At 46.4% G+C, this 14,985-nt stretch carries 15 protein-coding genes; 6 read left to right on the forward strand and 9 right to left on the reverse strand.

What is annotated here, in order from left to right; genetic code table 11:
- Positions 1-71: 71 nt before the first annotated feature.
- Positions 72-1,208: an AI-2E family transporter gene (locus tag RIE73_RS04510; RefSeq protein ID WP_446400055.1), complete on the reverse strand. Its 1,137-nt coding sequence runs from the start codon at positions 1,206-1,208 to the stop codon at positions 72-74.
- Positions 1,209-1,487: 279 nt separating this feature from the next.
- Between RIE73_RS04510 and RIE73_RS04515 the strand changes: the two genes are divergently transcribed.
- The 6 genes from RIE73_RS04515 to RIE73_RS04540 all read left to right on the forward strand — a co-directional run bounded on the left by RIE73_RS04515 (position 1,488) and on the right by RIE73_RS04540 (position 5,963).
- Positions 1,488-1,823 (forward strand): hypothetical protein, encoded by a 336-nt coding sequence (locus RIE73_RS04515; RefSeq protein WP_446400056.1) that lies wholly within the window; start codon positions 1,488-1,490, stop codon positions 1,821-1,823.
- Positions 1,824-2,085: 262 nt separating this feature from the next.
- Positions 2,086-3,615 carry a photosystem II chlorophyll-binding protein CP47 gene (gene psbB / locus RIE73_RS04520; RefSeq protein WP_446400057.1) on the forward strand — a complete coding sequence of 510 codons (1,530 nt, stop codon included), beginning with the start codon at positions 2,086-2,088 and terminating at the stop codon, positions 3,613-3,615.
- A gap of 137 nt (positions 3,616-3,752) precedes the next feature.
- Positions 3,753-3,848 (forward strand): photosystem II reaction center protein T, encoded by a 96-nt coding sequence (locus tag RIE73_RS04525; protein ID WP_063712032.1) that lies wholly within the window; start codon positions 3,753-3,755, stop codon positions 3,846-3,848.
- A 156-nt stretch (positions 3,849-4,004) separates the two neighbouring features.
- Positions 4,005-4,133, forward strand: coding sequence for a hypothetical protein (locus RIE73_RS04530; protein ID WP_446400058.1), 129 nt, complete (start codon positions 4,005-4,007; stop codon positions 4,131-4,133).
- Positions 4,134-4,156: 23 nt separating this feature from the next.
- On the forward strand, positions 4,157-4,729 hold the full coding sequence (nrdR, locus tag RIE73_RS04535) for a transcriptional regulator NrdR (RefSeq protein ID WP_446400059.1): 573 nt from the start codon (positions 4,157-4,159) through the stop codon (positions 4,727-4,729).
- A gap of 265 nt (positions 4,730-4,994) precedes the next feature.
- Positions 4,995-5,963 (forward strand): 30S ribosomal protein S1, encoded by a 969-nt coding sequence (locus RIE73_RS04540; protein WP_446400060.1) that lies wholly within the window; start codon positions 4,995-4,997, stop codon positions 5,961-5,963.
- A 95-nt stretch (positions 5,964-6,058) separates the two neighbouring features.
- On the opposite strand, the gene RIE73_RS04545 is transcribed toward RIE73_RS04540, so the two are convergent.
- The 8 genes from RIE73_RS04545 to RIE73_RS04580 all read right to left on the reverse strand — a co-directional run bounded on the left by RIE73_RS04545 (position 6,059) and on the right by RIE73_RS04580 (position 14,973).
- Positions 6,059-7,246: a glycosyltransferase family 4 protein gene (locus tag RIE73_RS04545; RefSeq protein ID WP_446400061.1), complete on the reverse strand. Its 1,188-nt coding sequence runs from the start codon at positions 7,244-7,246 to the stop codon at positions 6,059-6,061.
- Entirely contained in the window at positions 7,243-8,397 is a 1,155-nt protein-coding gene (locus RIE73_RS04550) for a glycosyltransferase family 4 protein (RefSeq protein WP_446400062.1), read from the reverse strand. The genes RIE73_RS04545 and RIE73_RS04550 overlap by 4 nt, the downstream gene beginning before the upstream one ends.
- Positions 8,398-8,507: 110 nt before the next feature.
- Positions 8,508-8,891: a DUF2304 domain-containing protein gene (locus tag RIE73_RS04555; protein ID WP_446400063.1), complete on the reverse strand. Its 384-nt coding sequence runs from the start codon at positions 8,889-8,891 to the stop codon at positions 8,508-8,510.
- Positions 8,892-8,947: 56 nt separating this feature from the next.
- Complete coding sequence (locus RIE73_RS04560; protein ID WP_446400064.1) at positions 8,948-9,649, reverse strand: glycosyltransferase family 2 protein; 702 nt, start codon at positions 9,647-9,649, stop codon at positions 8,948-8,950.
- 18 nt (positions 9,650-9,667) lie between these two features.
- Positions 9,668-11,182: a B12-binding domain-containing radical SAM protein gene (locus RIE73_RS04565; RefSeq protein WP_446400065.1), complete on the reverse strand. Its 1,515-nt coding sequence runs from the start codon at positions 11,180-11,182 to the stop codon at positions 9,668-9,670.
- A 1-nt stretch (position 11,183) separates the two neighbouring features.
- A complete protein-coding gene (locus RIE73_RS04570; protein WP_446400066.1) occupies positions 11,184-12,659 on the reverse strand; it encodes an FAD-dependent oxidoreductase in 1,476 nt (491 codons plus the stop codon).
- Entirely contained in the window at positions 12,656-14,068 is a 1,413-nt protein-coding gene (locus RIE73_RS04575; RefSeq protein WP_446400067.1) for an RNA-guided endonuclease InsQ/TnpB family protein, read from the reverse strand. The genes RIE73_RS04570 and RIE73_RS04575 overlap by 4 nt, the downstream gene beginning before the upstream one ends.
- 11 nt (positions 14,069-14,079) lie before the next feature.
- Positions 14,080-14,973 carry a class I SAM-dependent methyltransferase gene (locus RIE73_RS04580; protein ID WP_446400068.1) on the reverse strand — a complete coding sequence of 298 codons (894 nt, stop codon included), beginning with the start codon at positions 14,971-14,973 and terminating at the stop codon, positions 14,080-14,082.
- Positions 14,974-14,985 lie beyond the last annotated feature (12 nt).

Here is a 14,985-nt window from a genome sequence, read left to right on the forward strand (position 1 = left end):
GTTCATGGTTGATTGTTCATGGTTCATTGGTAATTCTCTTCCCCTGCTCCCAGACGTAGCATGCTACGTCTCTACATTGCGTCCCCTGCTTCCCCTGCTCCCTCATCTTCCCCATCCCTTACTGTATCAGCCGTGGGAGAAACAGCAAACGTTGTTGCCACAGGTTGAGCCTCCTGGTGACTCGGATGACGCCATTGGTCAAGAATATCGTGGATGAGAACCTCCTTGAGCCAAACTTGAGCTACTACCGTTAGGGGAAGGGCTAATAATAATCCTAAAAATCCAAAGAAGGTAACGAAAAACAACTGGGCGAGCAACGTTATAGCCGGTAGCAGGGATACCTGTTGTGCCATGACTAAGGGCGTGAGTAAATTACTTTCAACCTGCTGAATCATAATATACAAAATTAATACGGCAATAGCTTTCCATGGCGAATCCAGCAGCGCGATCGCAATGGGTGGGATCACACTCACGACTGGTCCAAGATTGGGAATGAATGTCAAAATCCCCGCTAACGTGGCTTGTGCCAGTGCCAGGGGAATTCCCAACAGCAGTAAGCCGAAAAAACTTAATAACGAAATGACTGCCATATTAAATAGAATACCCGCTAGCCATCCTCGTAACGATTCATTACACTGTTGCAAAATTTCATCAACTCGACGCCGATAGAAGGATGGAAAAAGGCGAATAAAGCTTTTCCGATAAGGGTGAGGATCGGCAAGGAGCATCAGGGTTAAAACCAGGACAAGCAAACTATTTAGGAGGACACCCAAAGCATTATTAAAAAACGTGAACCCCCCTCCTAATACCCGATTAATCAAGGGCGGAAGCTGTTGCAACAATTGGTTTATATCTGGGATATACTGATCAATTAACTCCGAAGAAATATCTGCTTCTAAAGCTTCTATCCATTCGGCTAATTGTTCTATTCCTTGGGAAACTAACTCAATCAGTTGTAAAAATTGTTCAGCAAAAGGAGGCACAATTAAGAAGTAAAATCCCACCAGAACACAGAGCAGCATAAAAAGCGACAGGAGAACCGCAAAAAATCTCTGCATTCCAGAACGCTGGAATCGATCTACCAGAATGTTTAAGGCATTGGATAGTACAATTGCAGCAAAAATAAGCATAATAATTTGCCGAATTTGCCACAAAATAAATAGTGAAATTATAAAGACAAGTATGCCAATCCATTTACCCAGACTCATTGCCCAACCTTAAACCCTTACATAAACGTAGCTTGCTTCTCGATGAAAGCGAGTTCTTCACCGTTGACGTTAATTATGTCCACCTACTTATTGAGGGTAACCTTTGTGCCGACCCCGCCCTTATCTACCCCATCTGTGGCTATCTTCCCTCATCTTTCCGGCTTGAACCCATTTCCCCGATCTACCCCATCTCCTTTATTATCAATACAGACTAAAACCAAAAAATAACGTTTACCCTGATGCACTAGAACATAAATTCTACAATGTAACGTCATACAAATGTCTGTAAAGTACTTTTTTCTATCCGATGGCTGGACTGTAGGACGAGTTTGGGAGTTTGGAGGACTGTGGAATATCAATGCTTGGCGACGCGAACCCGAAATCATCCGCTTAAACCTTTGCATTCTGGAGCAGGGGGAAAAGTTATGGCTATATCGGGTTGAGGATGCAGTATTGATGGTAGAAGTTAGACCGACATTAGATGCCTCACCCCAATCGGCAAAAACCATTGGTCAAGTCGTCCTCAAACGTTTAATGAGTGCGGAGCAAGTGATTGAGCGATTAACCACCGCGCCGAGTGTTTTGAATCTCTCCTCAGAAACGGGGGATGGGTGATTGGCAATTGGGTAGAGACGTAGCATGCTACGTCTCTACGTTGGGGCAGGCACTGGTCAAAACGTCCCCTCTGCTTGCAATCGTTTCTAACAAAAGTTACACTTCTTTAAAGTTAGACTGACCCGCCTAGCCGTGTAGACCATAGAGGATAACCTGAAACGGTCATCGGTTCACGCTTGTAGGCGGGTAAGCTCAATTTCTAATATCTTGATTCAAAAGAAGCGTCAAAGTAGAAACTCTATCTCTAGGAGGAGCGTAGTCGATGGGACTACCGTGGTATCGAGTACATACAGTCGTCCTGAATGATCCAGGGCGTCTGATTGCTGTGCATTTGATGCACACTGCCCTCGTGGCAGGTTGGGCTGGTTCGATGACTCTGTACGAACTAGCTACATTTGATCCCAGTGATCCAGTCCTTAATCCCATGTGGCGTCAGGGAATGTTTGTGATGCCATTCATGGCGCGTTTAGGGGTAACAGACTCCTGGCAAGGTTGGAGTATTACTGGGGAAACGGCGACCGATGTCGGCTTTTGGTCCTTTGAAGGCGTCGCCGCTGCTCACATTGTTCTGGCAGGTCTGTTGTTCTTAGCCGCCTGTTGGCACTGGGTTTACTGGGATTTAGAACTATTTAGAGATCCCCGCACCGGCGAACCCGCGCTGGATTTGCCAAAAATGTTTGGCATTCACCTGTTCTTGTCTGGTCTTCTCTGCTTTGGCTTTGGGGCGTTTCACCAGACTGGGCTGTTTGGTCCGGGAATGTGGGTATCTGATCCCTATGGTCTAACGGGTAGCGTTCAACCTGTCGCCCCAGCCTGGGGTCCAGAAGGATTTAACCCCTTTAACCCGGGTGGTATTGTGGCTCATCATATTGCCGCAGGGATTGTCGGAATTATTGCTGGGTTATTCCACTTGACCGTTCGACCCCCAGAGCGACTGTTTAAAGCGCTGCGGATGGGGAATATCGAAACGGTACTCTCTAGCAGTATCGCGGCTGTATTCTTTGCCGCCTTCGTGGTGGCGGGTACGATGTGGTATGGTTCTGCGGCGACGCCGATTGAACTGTTTGGACCCACCCGTTATCAATGGGATCAAGGCTATTTCCAGGAAGAGATTGATCGCCGTGTGGAAATGGCAGTGGCAGATGGTGCTAGCCCTTCAGAGGCGTGGAATCAGATTCCGGAGAAGCTGGCGTTCTACGACTATATTGGCAACTCTCCCGCGAAGGGCGGTTTGTTCCGTACTGGTCCGATGGACAAGGGTGATGGTATCGCTCAAGCATGGTTAGGTCATCCAGTATTTACTGATGGCGAAGGTCGGGAATTGACCGTGCGTCGTATGCCGAACTTCTTTGAAACCTTCCCGGTTGTCTTAACCGATGCCAATGGTGTTGTGCGGGCGGACATCCCCTTCCGACGGGCTGAATCGAAATATAGCTTTGAGCAAACTGGTGTGACAGCGACATTCTATGGTGGTCTTTTGGATGGTCAAACCATTGAAGATCCCGCTGTGGTGAAGCAGTATGCCCGGAAAGCGCAACTGGGTGAACCGTTTGAATTTGATCGCGAAACCTTAAACTCCGACGGGGTATTCCGTACCAGTCCACGGGGTTGGTTTACATTCGGTCATGCCGTATTTGCGCTGTTGTTCTTCTTTGGTCATATCTGGCATGGTTCCCGGACTCTGTTCCGAGATGTATTTGCTGGGGTTGATCCTGACCTAGACGAACAAGTCGAATTCGGTCTGTTCCAGAAAGTGGGTGATACGACCACTCGGAAAAAAGAAGCGGTCTAAACCTTGCAGTAGAGACGCGCCATGGCGCGTTTCTACATTAATTTGGTAGAGGGCAAAAGAACAATTGATTTTTCTTTTGCCTGTTTGGCTATTGTGGGTAAACTGGTAGTACAGCAGATAATTGGGTAAGTTGTAACATGGAAAGCCTCATTTATATCTTTGTTTTGATTGGCGCTCTAGGCGTTCTGTTTTTTGCGATCGCATTCCGGGAACCGCCTCGGATTGAAAAGTAGGTCTCCCTCTGGCTCTGTCTTCCCTTCTGGAGAGCGCCATCTTATCCCTGATGATAATCGTGAATTGGATCAGCTCTCTAGGATACCCTGAGCCTACAGGAGTCTATCTGGTTACGTTTGCCGACAGGGATTCGAGCAGGAGGACATTAGCTTAATATGGATCAAAGCCCCACGTCGTCGGGAGGCGTGGGACTATTTGCCAGTTTAGATAATATTGACAACTTGTTTTTTCCAAGCTACCATCGTCAGATGGAGCAATGTATCGGCTCAACCTTCTGTATTTAACCCGTCGGAAAAGACTTGCGATTATGCGATGCCCCTATTGTCAGCACACCGACAGCCGCGTCTTGGAGTCTCGTTCCACAGAAGCAGGACAAAGTGTTCGGCGTCGTCGGGAGTGTTTGCTGTGTAAACATCGCTTCACGACCTATGAACGGATTGAATTTGTGCCGATTACTGTCCTGAAGCGGGATGGCAAGCGAGAATCCTTTGACCGTTCTAAGTTGTTACGGGGAATGGTGCGGGCTTGTGAGAAAACAGAGGTTTCCCAACGACGCCTAGAAGCGATAGTTGATGAGATTGAAGCTGAAGTTCAGCAGCACTACGGGCGAGATGTTACCAGTGATGAAGTAGGTGAGTTAGTCCTGCGCTACCTGCGACACGAGAGTGAAGTGGCGTATGTCCGGTTTGCCTCAGTTTATCGGAAGTTTCAGGGCATTCGCGATTTTATCGAAACCCTAGAGCATCTCAGAAATAATACTGAACTAGATAACCCTGAGATATCGCCTGTACCACCCGCTCTTCCAAGTGAGTCGGATGAGTCAGAGACATCAGCTAACTTAGTCACTCCTGCGTCAGAGGAACAACAGGTTTTACGATAAGAGGAAGAGGGGCTAAACCCTGATCAGGTAACGGTTTGATCATTACCATGATTCAGTATAGCCGATTTTTATGAAGTTTTGTATACTTCTCGATCTCAACAGGGCGATCCAGATTGAGTTATAATTACCTGTCTGGACTTTATTAAATCTTTTAAAATAAGGTTGAGACAAAGCAATGTAGGTGTAGGTGGCACAATACCGACGTGCGAGTACATCGACAGGAGGCATAGTCATTACGGAGATTAAACAAGGAAACACAACGCACATGCTCAGTCAGAACACAAATACAATAGATATTGGCTTCACTCACGACGATTTTGCCGCCCTCCTCGACAAGTATGATTATCACTTTAGCCCTGGTGATATTGTCGCAGGTACAGTATTCAGTCTGGAGCCAAGAGGCGCTCTGATTGACATTGGTGCTAAAACCGCAGCATATATTCCCATACAGGAGATGTCAATTAATCGGGTTGACGCTCCAGAAGAAGTATTGCAGTCAAATGAAACGCGAGAATTTTTCATTTTGACTGACGAGAATGAAGATGGACAGCTCACCCTTTCCATTCGCCGGATTGAGTATATGCGGGCGTGGGAACGGGTGCGCCAACTGCAAGCGGAAGACGCGACCGTTCGTTCTTTGGTTTTTGCCACAAACCGGGGTGGGGCGCTGGTTCGCATTGAAGGGCTACGGGGCTTTATTCCCGGTTCTCACATCAGTACTCGCAAACCCAAGGAAGATTTAGTCGGCGAAGAACTGCCCCTAAAATTCTTAGAGGTCGATGAAGACCGAAACCGTCTGGTTCTCTCTCACCGTCGCGCTTTGGTTGAGCGCAAGATGAACCGCTTAGAAGTCGGTGAGGTGGTCGTTGGTTCGGTACGGGGAATTAAGCCTTACGGTGCGTTCATTGATATTGGTGGTGTGAGCGGATTGCTCCACATTTCAGAAATTTCTCATGATCATATTGACACGCCTCATAGTGTGTTTAATGTCAATGATGAATTGAAAGTGATGATCATTGACTTAGATGCAGAACGCGGTCGGATTTCGCTGTCCACGAAACAGTTGGAACCTGAACCGGGAGATATGATCAACAATCGCGATCGAGTCTACGATAAGGCAGAAGAAATGGCTCAGAAGTATCGGGAGAAGATGCTGGCACAACAGGAAGGCGTTAGTCCTGAATCTGAAGAGTATGAGGTTGATGAAGAATTTGTGTCAGCGACGGAAGAGTAATTCTGGTTGCTGTTGATCCCACGTCTTTTAAGCGTGGGATTTTTTGTTCATGGTTCATTGTTTAAGGGCGATGAACCATGAATTTCTGTAGAAAGTTATAGATAGTTTCGCAGGACGTCAACCGTTTGCTGTCCAGTTTTTGCCCAGCTAAATTGACGGGCGCGTTGGAGTCCGAGGGTGCTAAGGCGCGATCGCAGTTGGCTGTCGGTGGCGATAGTGTGGATTGCGGCGGAGAGTTCTGAGGTGTTGTAAGGGTTCACTAGGATAGCTGCATCACCCGCGACTTCCGGGAGGGCGGAGAGGTTGGAGGTGATGACGGGAGTCCCACACGCCATGGCTTCTAGAACCGGGAGTCCAAAGCCTTCCCAGAGACTGGGGAAGATGAGTGCGATCGCGTTATTAAGAAGTATGGGCAGTTGGTTGTAGGGAACATAGTTGAGAAATTTAACCTGATGGCTTAAACCGAGGTGGTTGGCTTGGGATTGAAGTTTAGGGGTGTATCGTTTGTCACTTGACCCGGCGATCCACAGTTCATAGTCGCCGCCGTTAGGAAGTGTGGCAAAGGCGTTGATCACTCGGTGTAGGTTTTTATAGGGATCATGACGTCCAATGTAGAGGAAGTAGGGGTTATCGTTAGCTGGAGTTGCTTCATCGGGCTTTTTGAGAAACGCAGAGGGGCGCAGAGGGTGGCGCAGAGGGGCGCAGAGGGGGCGAAAGTGGTTGGCGTTGTAAGCTAGGGGGATGGGCGTGATTTTGGTGGCGGGGATAGGGTAAAAGTCGGTAATGTCTCTGGCGGTGGCGGTGGAGTTACAAACAATATGTTGGGCTTGGGTGAGGACTTGGGGGATATAGTAACGGAAGTAGGGGGTGAGGGGAGAGTTACGTTTGGGAAAGCGTAGGGGGATCAGATCATGAACCATGACCACATAGCGACAATTGCTATTCAGGGGCGCTTCGGGGATGGGAGAAAAGAGGAGAGAGGAGTTTAAGCTTTGGTAGAGGCGGGGAAGTTGGAGTTGAGTCCATAACAGGCGACGGAAGTGACCTTTTGTTCCATGGGCGGGGCTAAGATTGGCGGGAATAGGGTAGCTGTGAAAGTCAGAGGCGAGAGGGAAGTGGTTCGACGCGAGGGGTGAAATGAGTAGGGTGGGATTCAGGGGTTTTAAGTAGGGGAATACGTTGGCAGCATACGTGGCGATGCCAGTGGGTTGGGAAAAGAGGATGGAGAGGTTGATTAATAGGGGAGAAGACAAGGTTGAATAAGCGATTGAAGAATTATTCATGAACTGAGTAGAGATTTATAGGCGTTTAGGGTTTCTTTAGCCGTTTTTTCCCAAGAGAATAATTTAGCTCTTTCTTTACCCTTTTGAATTAAGTCCTGGCATAATTGGGTGTCACTGATGATTTTTAAGATAGCTTCGGCTAACTGTATGGGGTCGTTGGGGTTAATGAGAAGGGCTGCATCGCCAGCGACTTCGGGGAGAGAGGAGGTATTGGAGGTAACTACAGGTGTACCCAGAGTCATGGCTTCGAGAACCGGAAGACCAAATCCTTCGTAGTGGGAGGGATAGGCAAAGACGTCAGCTTTAGAGTAGAAAAAGGCAACATCTTCATCTGAAAGGTAATTCAAATGATGGATATGATGAGTCCAGGGAGAGTTGTCAATGGCGGCGAATATAGGTTTATAATACCAGCCTTTTTGACCGATGAGAATTAGATGATGCTCGATTTTATGTTTTTGTTTAAGGTAGTTAAAAGCAGAAATTAGGGTGGTAACATTTTTTCGCGGTTCGATGGTGCTGACAAAGAGAATATAGGGGTGGAAAAAGTCATAGTTAACGGATGAGTTGGGAGGAATCAGTAGGTGATCACAAGAGTAGCGGCTAGCTAGGGAGGTGACGTGGATGCGGTCAGGATTTACGTTGAGATATTTAATAATATCATTTTTAGAACTTTCGGAAATTGTAATTACTAAATCTGCCCACTTCAGACATTTTTTTACCCGCCTTGAGTAGGTTTTAACAACAGAATCAATATAATGGGGATATTTAATAAATGTCAGGTCATAAATTGTCATGACTTTTAGACTATTTGGATAAGGAAAAACCGTATAGTTAGTTCCATGGATGAGCGTGGGTGAGTCTAGGTAATGTGCGAGATGACTTGAGAAAATTTGAGGAAAGTAATCCAGAATAATGTTAGTGATTCTAACGGGTAAAGGCAAAAAATAGCAGTTGGAATAGCGGGAAAGCGAGTTAGGAAACTCTAGGCGGCAGCACAGCCAATTTCTGAGTCTAGGTTGGTAAACTAATGCAAGTTCAAAGTTTTCTTGGTATTGGAGAGTAGAGAGACAACGAATTAGATTGGCTATGTAAAAACTGATACCACTGGGTTTAATAGATAGAGGAGTAACATCAATTACAATTTGCTCCATGAATAATAATCAACTGATTTTAATTTTTCACCCTAGTGCGTAGTGCTATACTATCAAAAGTTCTTTAAACCTATAAACTATCTTTGATAAGGGTTACTAAATAATTTACCTCATTCTTCAGTTTTATGAGTTGAAATAGCCTGATTACCTTCAATCCTTTGTTTCAGTAAACTTATTTCTTGAATAAGGAGCAAATTCAGTTTGTCTTGTTTGTTGACTTTAATTATTAAACGGTAAAGATAAATAAATACACAAACGAATAAACTTCCGAATAGAATTACAAAAGGAAACTCAACACCTATTAGATGAGCTAAATTTTCTACAAACCTAGGAGCAAAAACAAATAGACCAGGAAATATCGCTAAGGAGGAAAGCAGTAATAAATCATATAAATCTATAGTATTTTTAATTGTTTTTTTTATTAATATGAACAAATAGCCTATAATAAAGATTGATACAAATATTATCGTTTGAGGTGTTGGAGTGTAATTCATCTTTGTTTAAAGTAGTTTTATGAATCTAAACTTTACTAGAATAGGGGATAAAATATTTATAGATCTCGTCCCATTCTCACTAAAATCAAATATCCAATCACTCTAATCATATAGAGAAACGATTTGATGCCAGTAATAGAACTGCATCCCTGCTCTCTTGAACGCATTTTCACAGAAACTTCCCGCACCCGAAGCCCCCGTTCAATAGCTACAGCTAATGAAATTGGTTCGGGGAAATCATTCGGGTATTCCGTGCTGAACAATTGAATGGCTTTTCTGTCCATCATCCTTAATCCACTGGTCGGATCGGTAATTTTATGCTGAAACAGCCATTGAATGACTCGGCTAATAATCCTAATTCCTATCCGACGTTTCCAGGTTGATTTAAATCCTTTTTTCCTTAAAAAACGCGAACCAATAATTAAGTTAGCGGGTGAAGTCAGGTAGCTTTCCATTAAACGGTAAACTTGGCTAGGAGGATGTTGACCATCGCCATCAACCTGAACACAGAGTTCATAATTGTGTTGTAGCGCATATTTTATCCCGGTTTGTACAGCACCACCAATGCCTAAATTAGTTAATAGTTTCACACAGGGAGACAACTGACTCGCCACGGCATAAGTATTATCGTGAGACCCATCATCAATAACTAAGGTATCGTAGCCAAGATTTAAGTCTTGGATTTCACGGAGGAGCTTACCCACATTATTTTCTTCGTTATAACAGGGAATAATTAAAATGGTGCTAGGATGGCTCATGGTTACACCAATCGACGCTCATAACGAACTAGAGGACAACGTCTGACGCCAATACTGTTTGAGCAGAAGCCAGTAGATAAACAAAACTCGGCGGGGTAAGTTCTCCATCTTGGTGCGAGGTATTCCTAACACCGCTCGAATTCCTTGTAACCAGAGTCCCGGTCCCCTTTTCAGCTTCTGCCAAAAAAAGAGTTGAATCAGCTGGCGGCGACGGTGTTTTAACTCCTCCCATCCTCGTCTTCCCTGGGGACTAAAGCTGGTTAAGGTTTCTGAATCATCCAGTTCAATTTTATTTTGACGATGTAATTGACTCCCAGCTAAAGGGGCGACAATAAAGATAGCCACCTCATCGAGTCCAGCCTGAACCATGGCGCGTAAATAATCACAAGATAATTCATAATCGGCGACTGTCTCGGCGGGATGACCCACTAACAGACAGGCTTGAGTGTAAATTCCCTGGCGATGACAGGCTGCAATTAAGGCTAAACCATGAGCATGGTTAAAGGGTTTGCCAATGGCTTTAAGGACAGCCGGACTACCGGATTCAGGACTAATGGAAAGGTAACGACATCCCGCTTGAGCATAAAGGGGAATCTGTTCTAATTTTACGGTTTCCGCTTTGGTGCCACTGACAAAGTAGAAAAATATCCCAGCTTGGCGTTCAATCAGGAGTTGGCATATTTTAGTCCATCGGGAATGTCTCACGGTGGGGTTGAGATCCTCAACCTGAAAATGACGGACATTAAAGCGATCGCGCAACAGGATCATTTCTGTCACCACGTCCTCAGCCTTGCGATCGCGCCATTGCTGGTTATTGGTTTCGGGAACCACGCAGAAGTCACAGGGGTAGGGACAACCCCGTGAGGTGAGTATCGGGAGGAAGCGTCTGGTTTTCGGTCCATGAGAATAGGGAATCGACCAATAATTATTTAAATGGAATAAATCCCAGGCGGGAATCGGATAGGTGGGATGCTTTTCCACGTTCCGCCGCAAGGTATGACTTGGGGGTGGATTTGACACCAGCACGTTTTCTGGAACCGGAACCGTTTGGCGATCCTGTAAGTAGGCGCTAATTTCATGCCAATTCCAGTAGATTTCACCACATAGAAGTGCATCCACACCCGCATTAAAGAAGTCCTCAGCCACTTGAGACACCGCATAAGCGGTAACCGCTTGGGAATTTTCCAATACCGCGATCGCCATCTGGGGGTGAGATTGACGCAAGTCCTGAATAATCGCCAGAATTTCCTGATGAGACATAACTGAGATCGCGTAAATTATTACTAGATCGGCTTGCTCAATTTCAGGAGTATCAAGAAACTTGGTAAAAGCCTCACCTTGCAGGTAATGATCGCGCCTTGATTCCAGGGTGGTGGGCGAACTACCAAACAAGTCAATCACACCGATATGATCTCCTTGTTCCCTCAAAAATGCAGCCACAACAGCCAATTCCAGGGGCATATAGGGGACTCCAGAACCCAGGAAATCCCCTTTTTGTACCGCCAGTCGTGGAGAGATTAACGTGATTTTCATACTAATCAAGGACTGGATAATGACTGGTTCTGTCCCGTTCCTGTTTCCAGCTATACTCTTGCTGTCCGGTCATTTGCCGAATCAGCCATTCAGCCGTACCGTAGCCAATATCCATCGCATCTAACGTGCCAATATAGTTAAAAGAACCTTGACGACCGATGGTGCGAAAATTAGCGAAGCGATCCAGTTGACTAAGGATCGTGTCTAAGACAGGCTCAAACCCTGATTTATAGACAGGATAGGAGGAAGGGAGGCGGATGACTCGTTGATCCAGTACGGAAAATCCTTTATACCCCATATCCTTTAACCCCTGCTTAACTAGGGCAATTAAGTCGCTGTCACAACGTTGACTCATGGCTCTGGTTTTTGAACCCATTACCTCACAACAAATAATACTACCCCCAGGCGTCATCTGGGGATCAAAAGATTCCTGTTCGCTGAGTCGATGAAACACGATATTGGGGTCAGGAACAAAGACCCAAGACTCATCCAACAAGCTCGGTTGGTCTATCTTTAAAAATACCAGGATCAGGTCGTTGAGCTGAATAATCTGCTGCATCCGAGTCGTGGTAGTTGGTTTAAGCGCCTCCCCCATGAGTTCGGTGAGTTTGAGTAGGGGGAGTGTGGACACCACCCAGTCATCCGGGTTCACCGGAATCTGTTGGACTGATCCGGTGATGCGATCGCGATAATGGATCGTTCGGATGGTATTATTGTCCACAGTAAGGTGACACACCTCCTGATTCAGCCGATACTCACCTTGGTGGCTGGTTTGAGTCGCGATCGCTTGCCACAGTTTCTGTAGTCCGCCTTTAGGATAGCGAAATTCTAAGGCTTCAAAATTACTCGATTGGTTCATTTTTAGCGATCGCTTCACCAATTCTGTCAGGGATGGGGTTTGCACTCGTCCTTGAGACAGTTTGACATCAAGTTGGGCGGGATCATCCCAGAGTTTTAGCGCAATTGGCTTGAACAAAGCCTCATAGAGTTTTGTCCCTACCCGCCCCTGCAAATCAGCTTCAAAGGTTAGGGGACGTTTCGAGGTAAGCACAGAACTAATCTGAGCCAGTCCATAGTCAAAAACCATTGCCGAAAATGAGGCTAACCCATACACCTGAATCAGAGAAAACGGTGAGGGGGGATAAGGTAGAAAGTAACCGCCAATATAAATACTACTTTTCTTGGGGCGAGTCAACCAATCTTCAGGAGACAAAAGATGTTCAACTCGCGCCATCAAAGCTTGATTGAGGGTAAAAATTTTATGGGGACCTAAATCATGAAAGCCGTTTCCTGACCAATGAATGGTTTGGGCAAGTCCACCCAAACTCGACCCTCGTTCCAGCAGCACAAAAGAGGCGTTGCTATCTTGGGTTAAACCGTGCGCTAGGGCTAGCCCAGCCGGTCCGCCACCGAGAATATAAACTTTGAAGACTCCCCGCCCATGGAATGCGGAGGATTCTGAAGAGTAATTACTCACTCCTCCCTCCACTCAAATAGACTGAGTTGTTCCCATTCCATTCGAGGGTTCTCAGGCTCAGTTAGCAACCCAACTGATGTACCCTGTCTTGCAACAGGCTCCTTGAGCGTAACTTCCCCGTGGACTACGGGTAGTGGAATATTGATTCCAAGTTCAGACAATCCTCGTTGTCTAATTACAGCGGCTGCATCTACGTCCGCATCAGCCATCCAACCGCATGATTCGCACAGGAATTTTTCCTTATCTCTGTTGGCTGGACTGGTGTAGCCACAGCAACTACACTCTTGGGATGTATGCTTGGGGTTGATTTCATGAACCCGAACGCCTGACTTTGCCGTCACAAGTTTAACCTTCTGTTTCAATTCACCCCAAGCTGCATCCGCTATAGCTCGGTTCAATCCCCGTTTTTGTGCCTGAGAGTTTTTCAGGTACTTCCCGGTTTCCGGGTCTATTTTAGGTTTGCACCGTGCCATCATGTTTTTAATGTTTAAATCCTCAAAGATGACGCAATCGGCAGAACCTACTAACTGGTGAGCCGCCTTCCATTGGTAGTCCGTTCGCTGCCGTTCTACTTTTTGCTCCAAACGTGCTAGAGCCGAGTAAGCTTGGCGACGACGGACAGAACCTTTCTTTTTCCGGGATGCCCTGCGAGATAGGAGTTGACGGCGGCGCTGCGCCTTCTTCCCAAACTGGGGATTGGCAATTAAGTCTCCAGTGCTAACTGATGCGAGCTTCTTAATCCCCAAGTCCACACCGATTGCTGTATGCACGGTATCGGGAGTCGGGGTTTCGGGAACTGTTTGATCACTTAGTTGGACACAGATGTACCAGCCGTCCGCCTTCTTCCTAACCGTAACCGTCCGAGTTGTAAACCCATCTGGGAACGAACGAGACTGAAAGAATCGGCACCAGCCGATTCCTGGTAATCTCACCTTATTCCCCTGAAACCGCACATCTCCCGGTGGATAGCTGAATGAGCGATATTTGCTTCTACGCTTGAGTTTGGGATATCCTCCTTCTCCCTTAAAGAAGCGTTGGAAGGCGTTCTCAACTCTCCTGAGCATCTGCTGGAGAACGTGGTGCTGGATTGACTTGTACCAAGGGCGTTCCCGCTTCAGGTTGGGTAGGTCGGCATCCTGTTGAGCTAACGCACTCCTTTTCTTACCCTTAGAAGTCCAAGGGTCGCCATATAAGGCATTCTTGCTGACACTGCAAGTGAGTGGACAGCATTCTGCCTTGGTTCTTAGATCACAGTAATTTCCCAGAACTGGAGCAGATGCCTGCTCGTAAGCCTCGGTACGTTCCCTGATTCTGAAGTTGTACTGGAGTCGCAGCATCTCCAAGTGCTTGTCCATCACCAACACCTGTTGGCGAGAGGGCGATAGCTTGTAGGTATAAGCGACTAACATCGTTACTTGTTTTATAGTTTAACTCGCGCCAGAGCTGTGGTTTGACTGGCATAATAAGGGATCGGAATCTGTTGAATCAACCGGGGGGTGAGTTGTTTCAACACCCGACTCAACGGAATTTTATAAAGAATTGCCATATCTTCCAAATAGCCAAATTGTAACGTTTGCCAGTACGGTTGAAAATGGAACACCTGAAAACCCGTCCGTTGGCAAATCGTGCTGAGAGTCTGACGGGTAAAGTGATGCAGATGCACGGAAATGATCCACCAAAATCGACGACCCGCTAATTTTGCCTGCCAAGTGCCGATATCGGGATAATTAATCAGCAGAATTCCTCCTGGCTTGAGTAAGGTTTGGATTTGCTCAAGTGCGGCTTTGGGATGGGTCAGATGTTCGATTACATCCCAAAGGCATATTAAGTCAAATGATGCCGATTGAAAAGGGTGATTGTCCAGGGTTCCCTGTTCTATTTTCAGTCCGCGTTTTCTCCCTTGTTCGACTAGAAACTGGGATGGTTCTAATCCCACAGCCTGGTAACCAAATTTTTGCGCCGCGTCCAAGAACGCTCCCCCAGCCGTACCAATATCCAGTACCGTTGCGCCTTTTGCTGGAATCCGAGAACCCAAGGATAATAAGGTTCGATAAAAGCTTTCGACACGCATCGGATACTGACTGTCATGTCCCGATTCCTCAGATCGCAAATACCCTTGTAAAATAACTTCATCGGGAAAACGGGGAGTCTCATAAATCATGCCACAGTTTTCACATTCAACCAGCCGTTGAGTACCCGGAACACCTGAGGCGGCACCGTAAAGCTTCTGGGGATCTTGAATGTCTATCCAGGGTTCATACTTAACCTTGTGTTGATTGGAATCGCAAACCGGACAAAGAACTTCACTTTTCATAACTTGGAATTT

The sequence above is a fragment of the Coleofasciculus sp. C1-SOL-03 genome (assembly GCF_040220555.1).
GTDB lineage: Bacteria > Cyanobacteriota > Cyanobacteriia > Cyanobacteriales > Coleofasciculaceae > Coleofasciculus.

Coding starts and splice junctions, on each gene's coding strand:
- RIE73_RS04510 (WP_446400055.1), bottom strand. CDS start 1,208: ATGAGTCTGGGTAAATGGATTGGCATACTTGTCTTTATAATTTCACTA.
- RIE73_RS04525 (WP_063712032.1), top strand. CDS start 3,753: ATGGAAAGCCTCATTTATATCTTTGTTTTGATTGGCGCTCTAGGCGTT.
- psbB (WP_446400057.1), top strand. CDS start 2,086: ATGGGACTACCGTGGTATCGAGTACATACAGTCGTCCTGAATGATCCA.
- RIE73_RS04530 (WP_446400058.1), top strand. CDS start 4,005: ATGGATCAAAGCCCCACGTCGTCGGGAGGCGTGGGACTATTTGCCAGT.
- RIE73_RS04540 (WP_446400060.1), top strand. CDS start 4,995: ATGCTCAGTCAGAACACAAATACAATAGATATTGGCTTCACTCACGAC.
- RIE73_RS04560 (WP_446400064.1), bottom strand. CDS start 9,649: ATGAGCCATCCTAGCACCATTTTAATTATTCCCTGTTATAACGAAGAA.
- RIE73_RS04580 (WP_446400068.1), bottom strand. CDS start 14,973: ATGAAAAGTGAAGTTCTTTGTCCGGTTTGCGATTCCAATCAACACAAG.
- RIE73_RS04550 (WP_446400062.1), bottom strand. CDS start 8,397: ATGGAGCAAATTGTAATTGATGTTACTCCTCTATCTATTAAACCCAGT.
- RIE73_RS04515 (WP_446400056.1), top strand. CDS start 1,488: ATGTCTGTAAAGTACTTTTTTCTATCCGATGGCTGGACTGTAGGACGA.
- RIE73_RS04555 (WP_446400063.1), bottom strand. CDS start 8,891: ATGAATTACACTCCAACACCTCAAACGATAATATTTGTATCAATCTTT.
- nrdR (WP_446400059.1), top strand. CDS start 4,157: ATGCGATGCCCCTATTGTCAGCACACCGACAGCCGCGTCTTGGAGTCT.
- RIE73_RS04545 (WP_446400061.1), bottom strand. CDS start 7,246: ATGAATAATTCTTCAATCGCTTATTCAACCTTGTCTTCTCCCCTATTA.
- RIE73_RS04575 (WP_446400067.1), bottom strand. CDS start 14,068: ATGTTAGTCGCTTATACCTACAAGCTATCGCCCTCTCGCCAACAGGTG.
- RIE73_RS04565 (WP_446400065.1), bottom strand. CDS start 11,182: ATGAAAATCACGTTAATCTCTCCACGACTGGCGGTACAAAAAGGGGAT.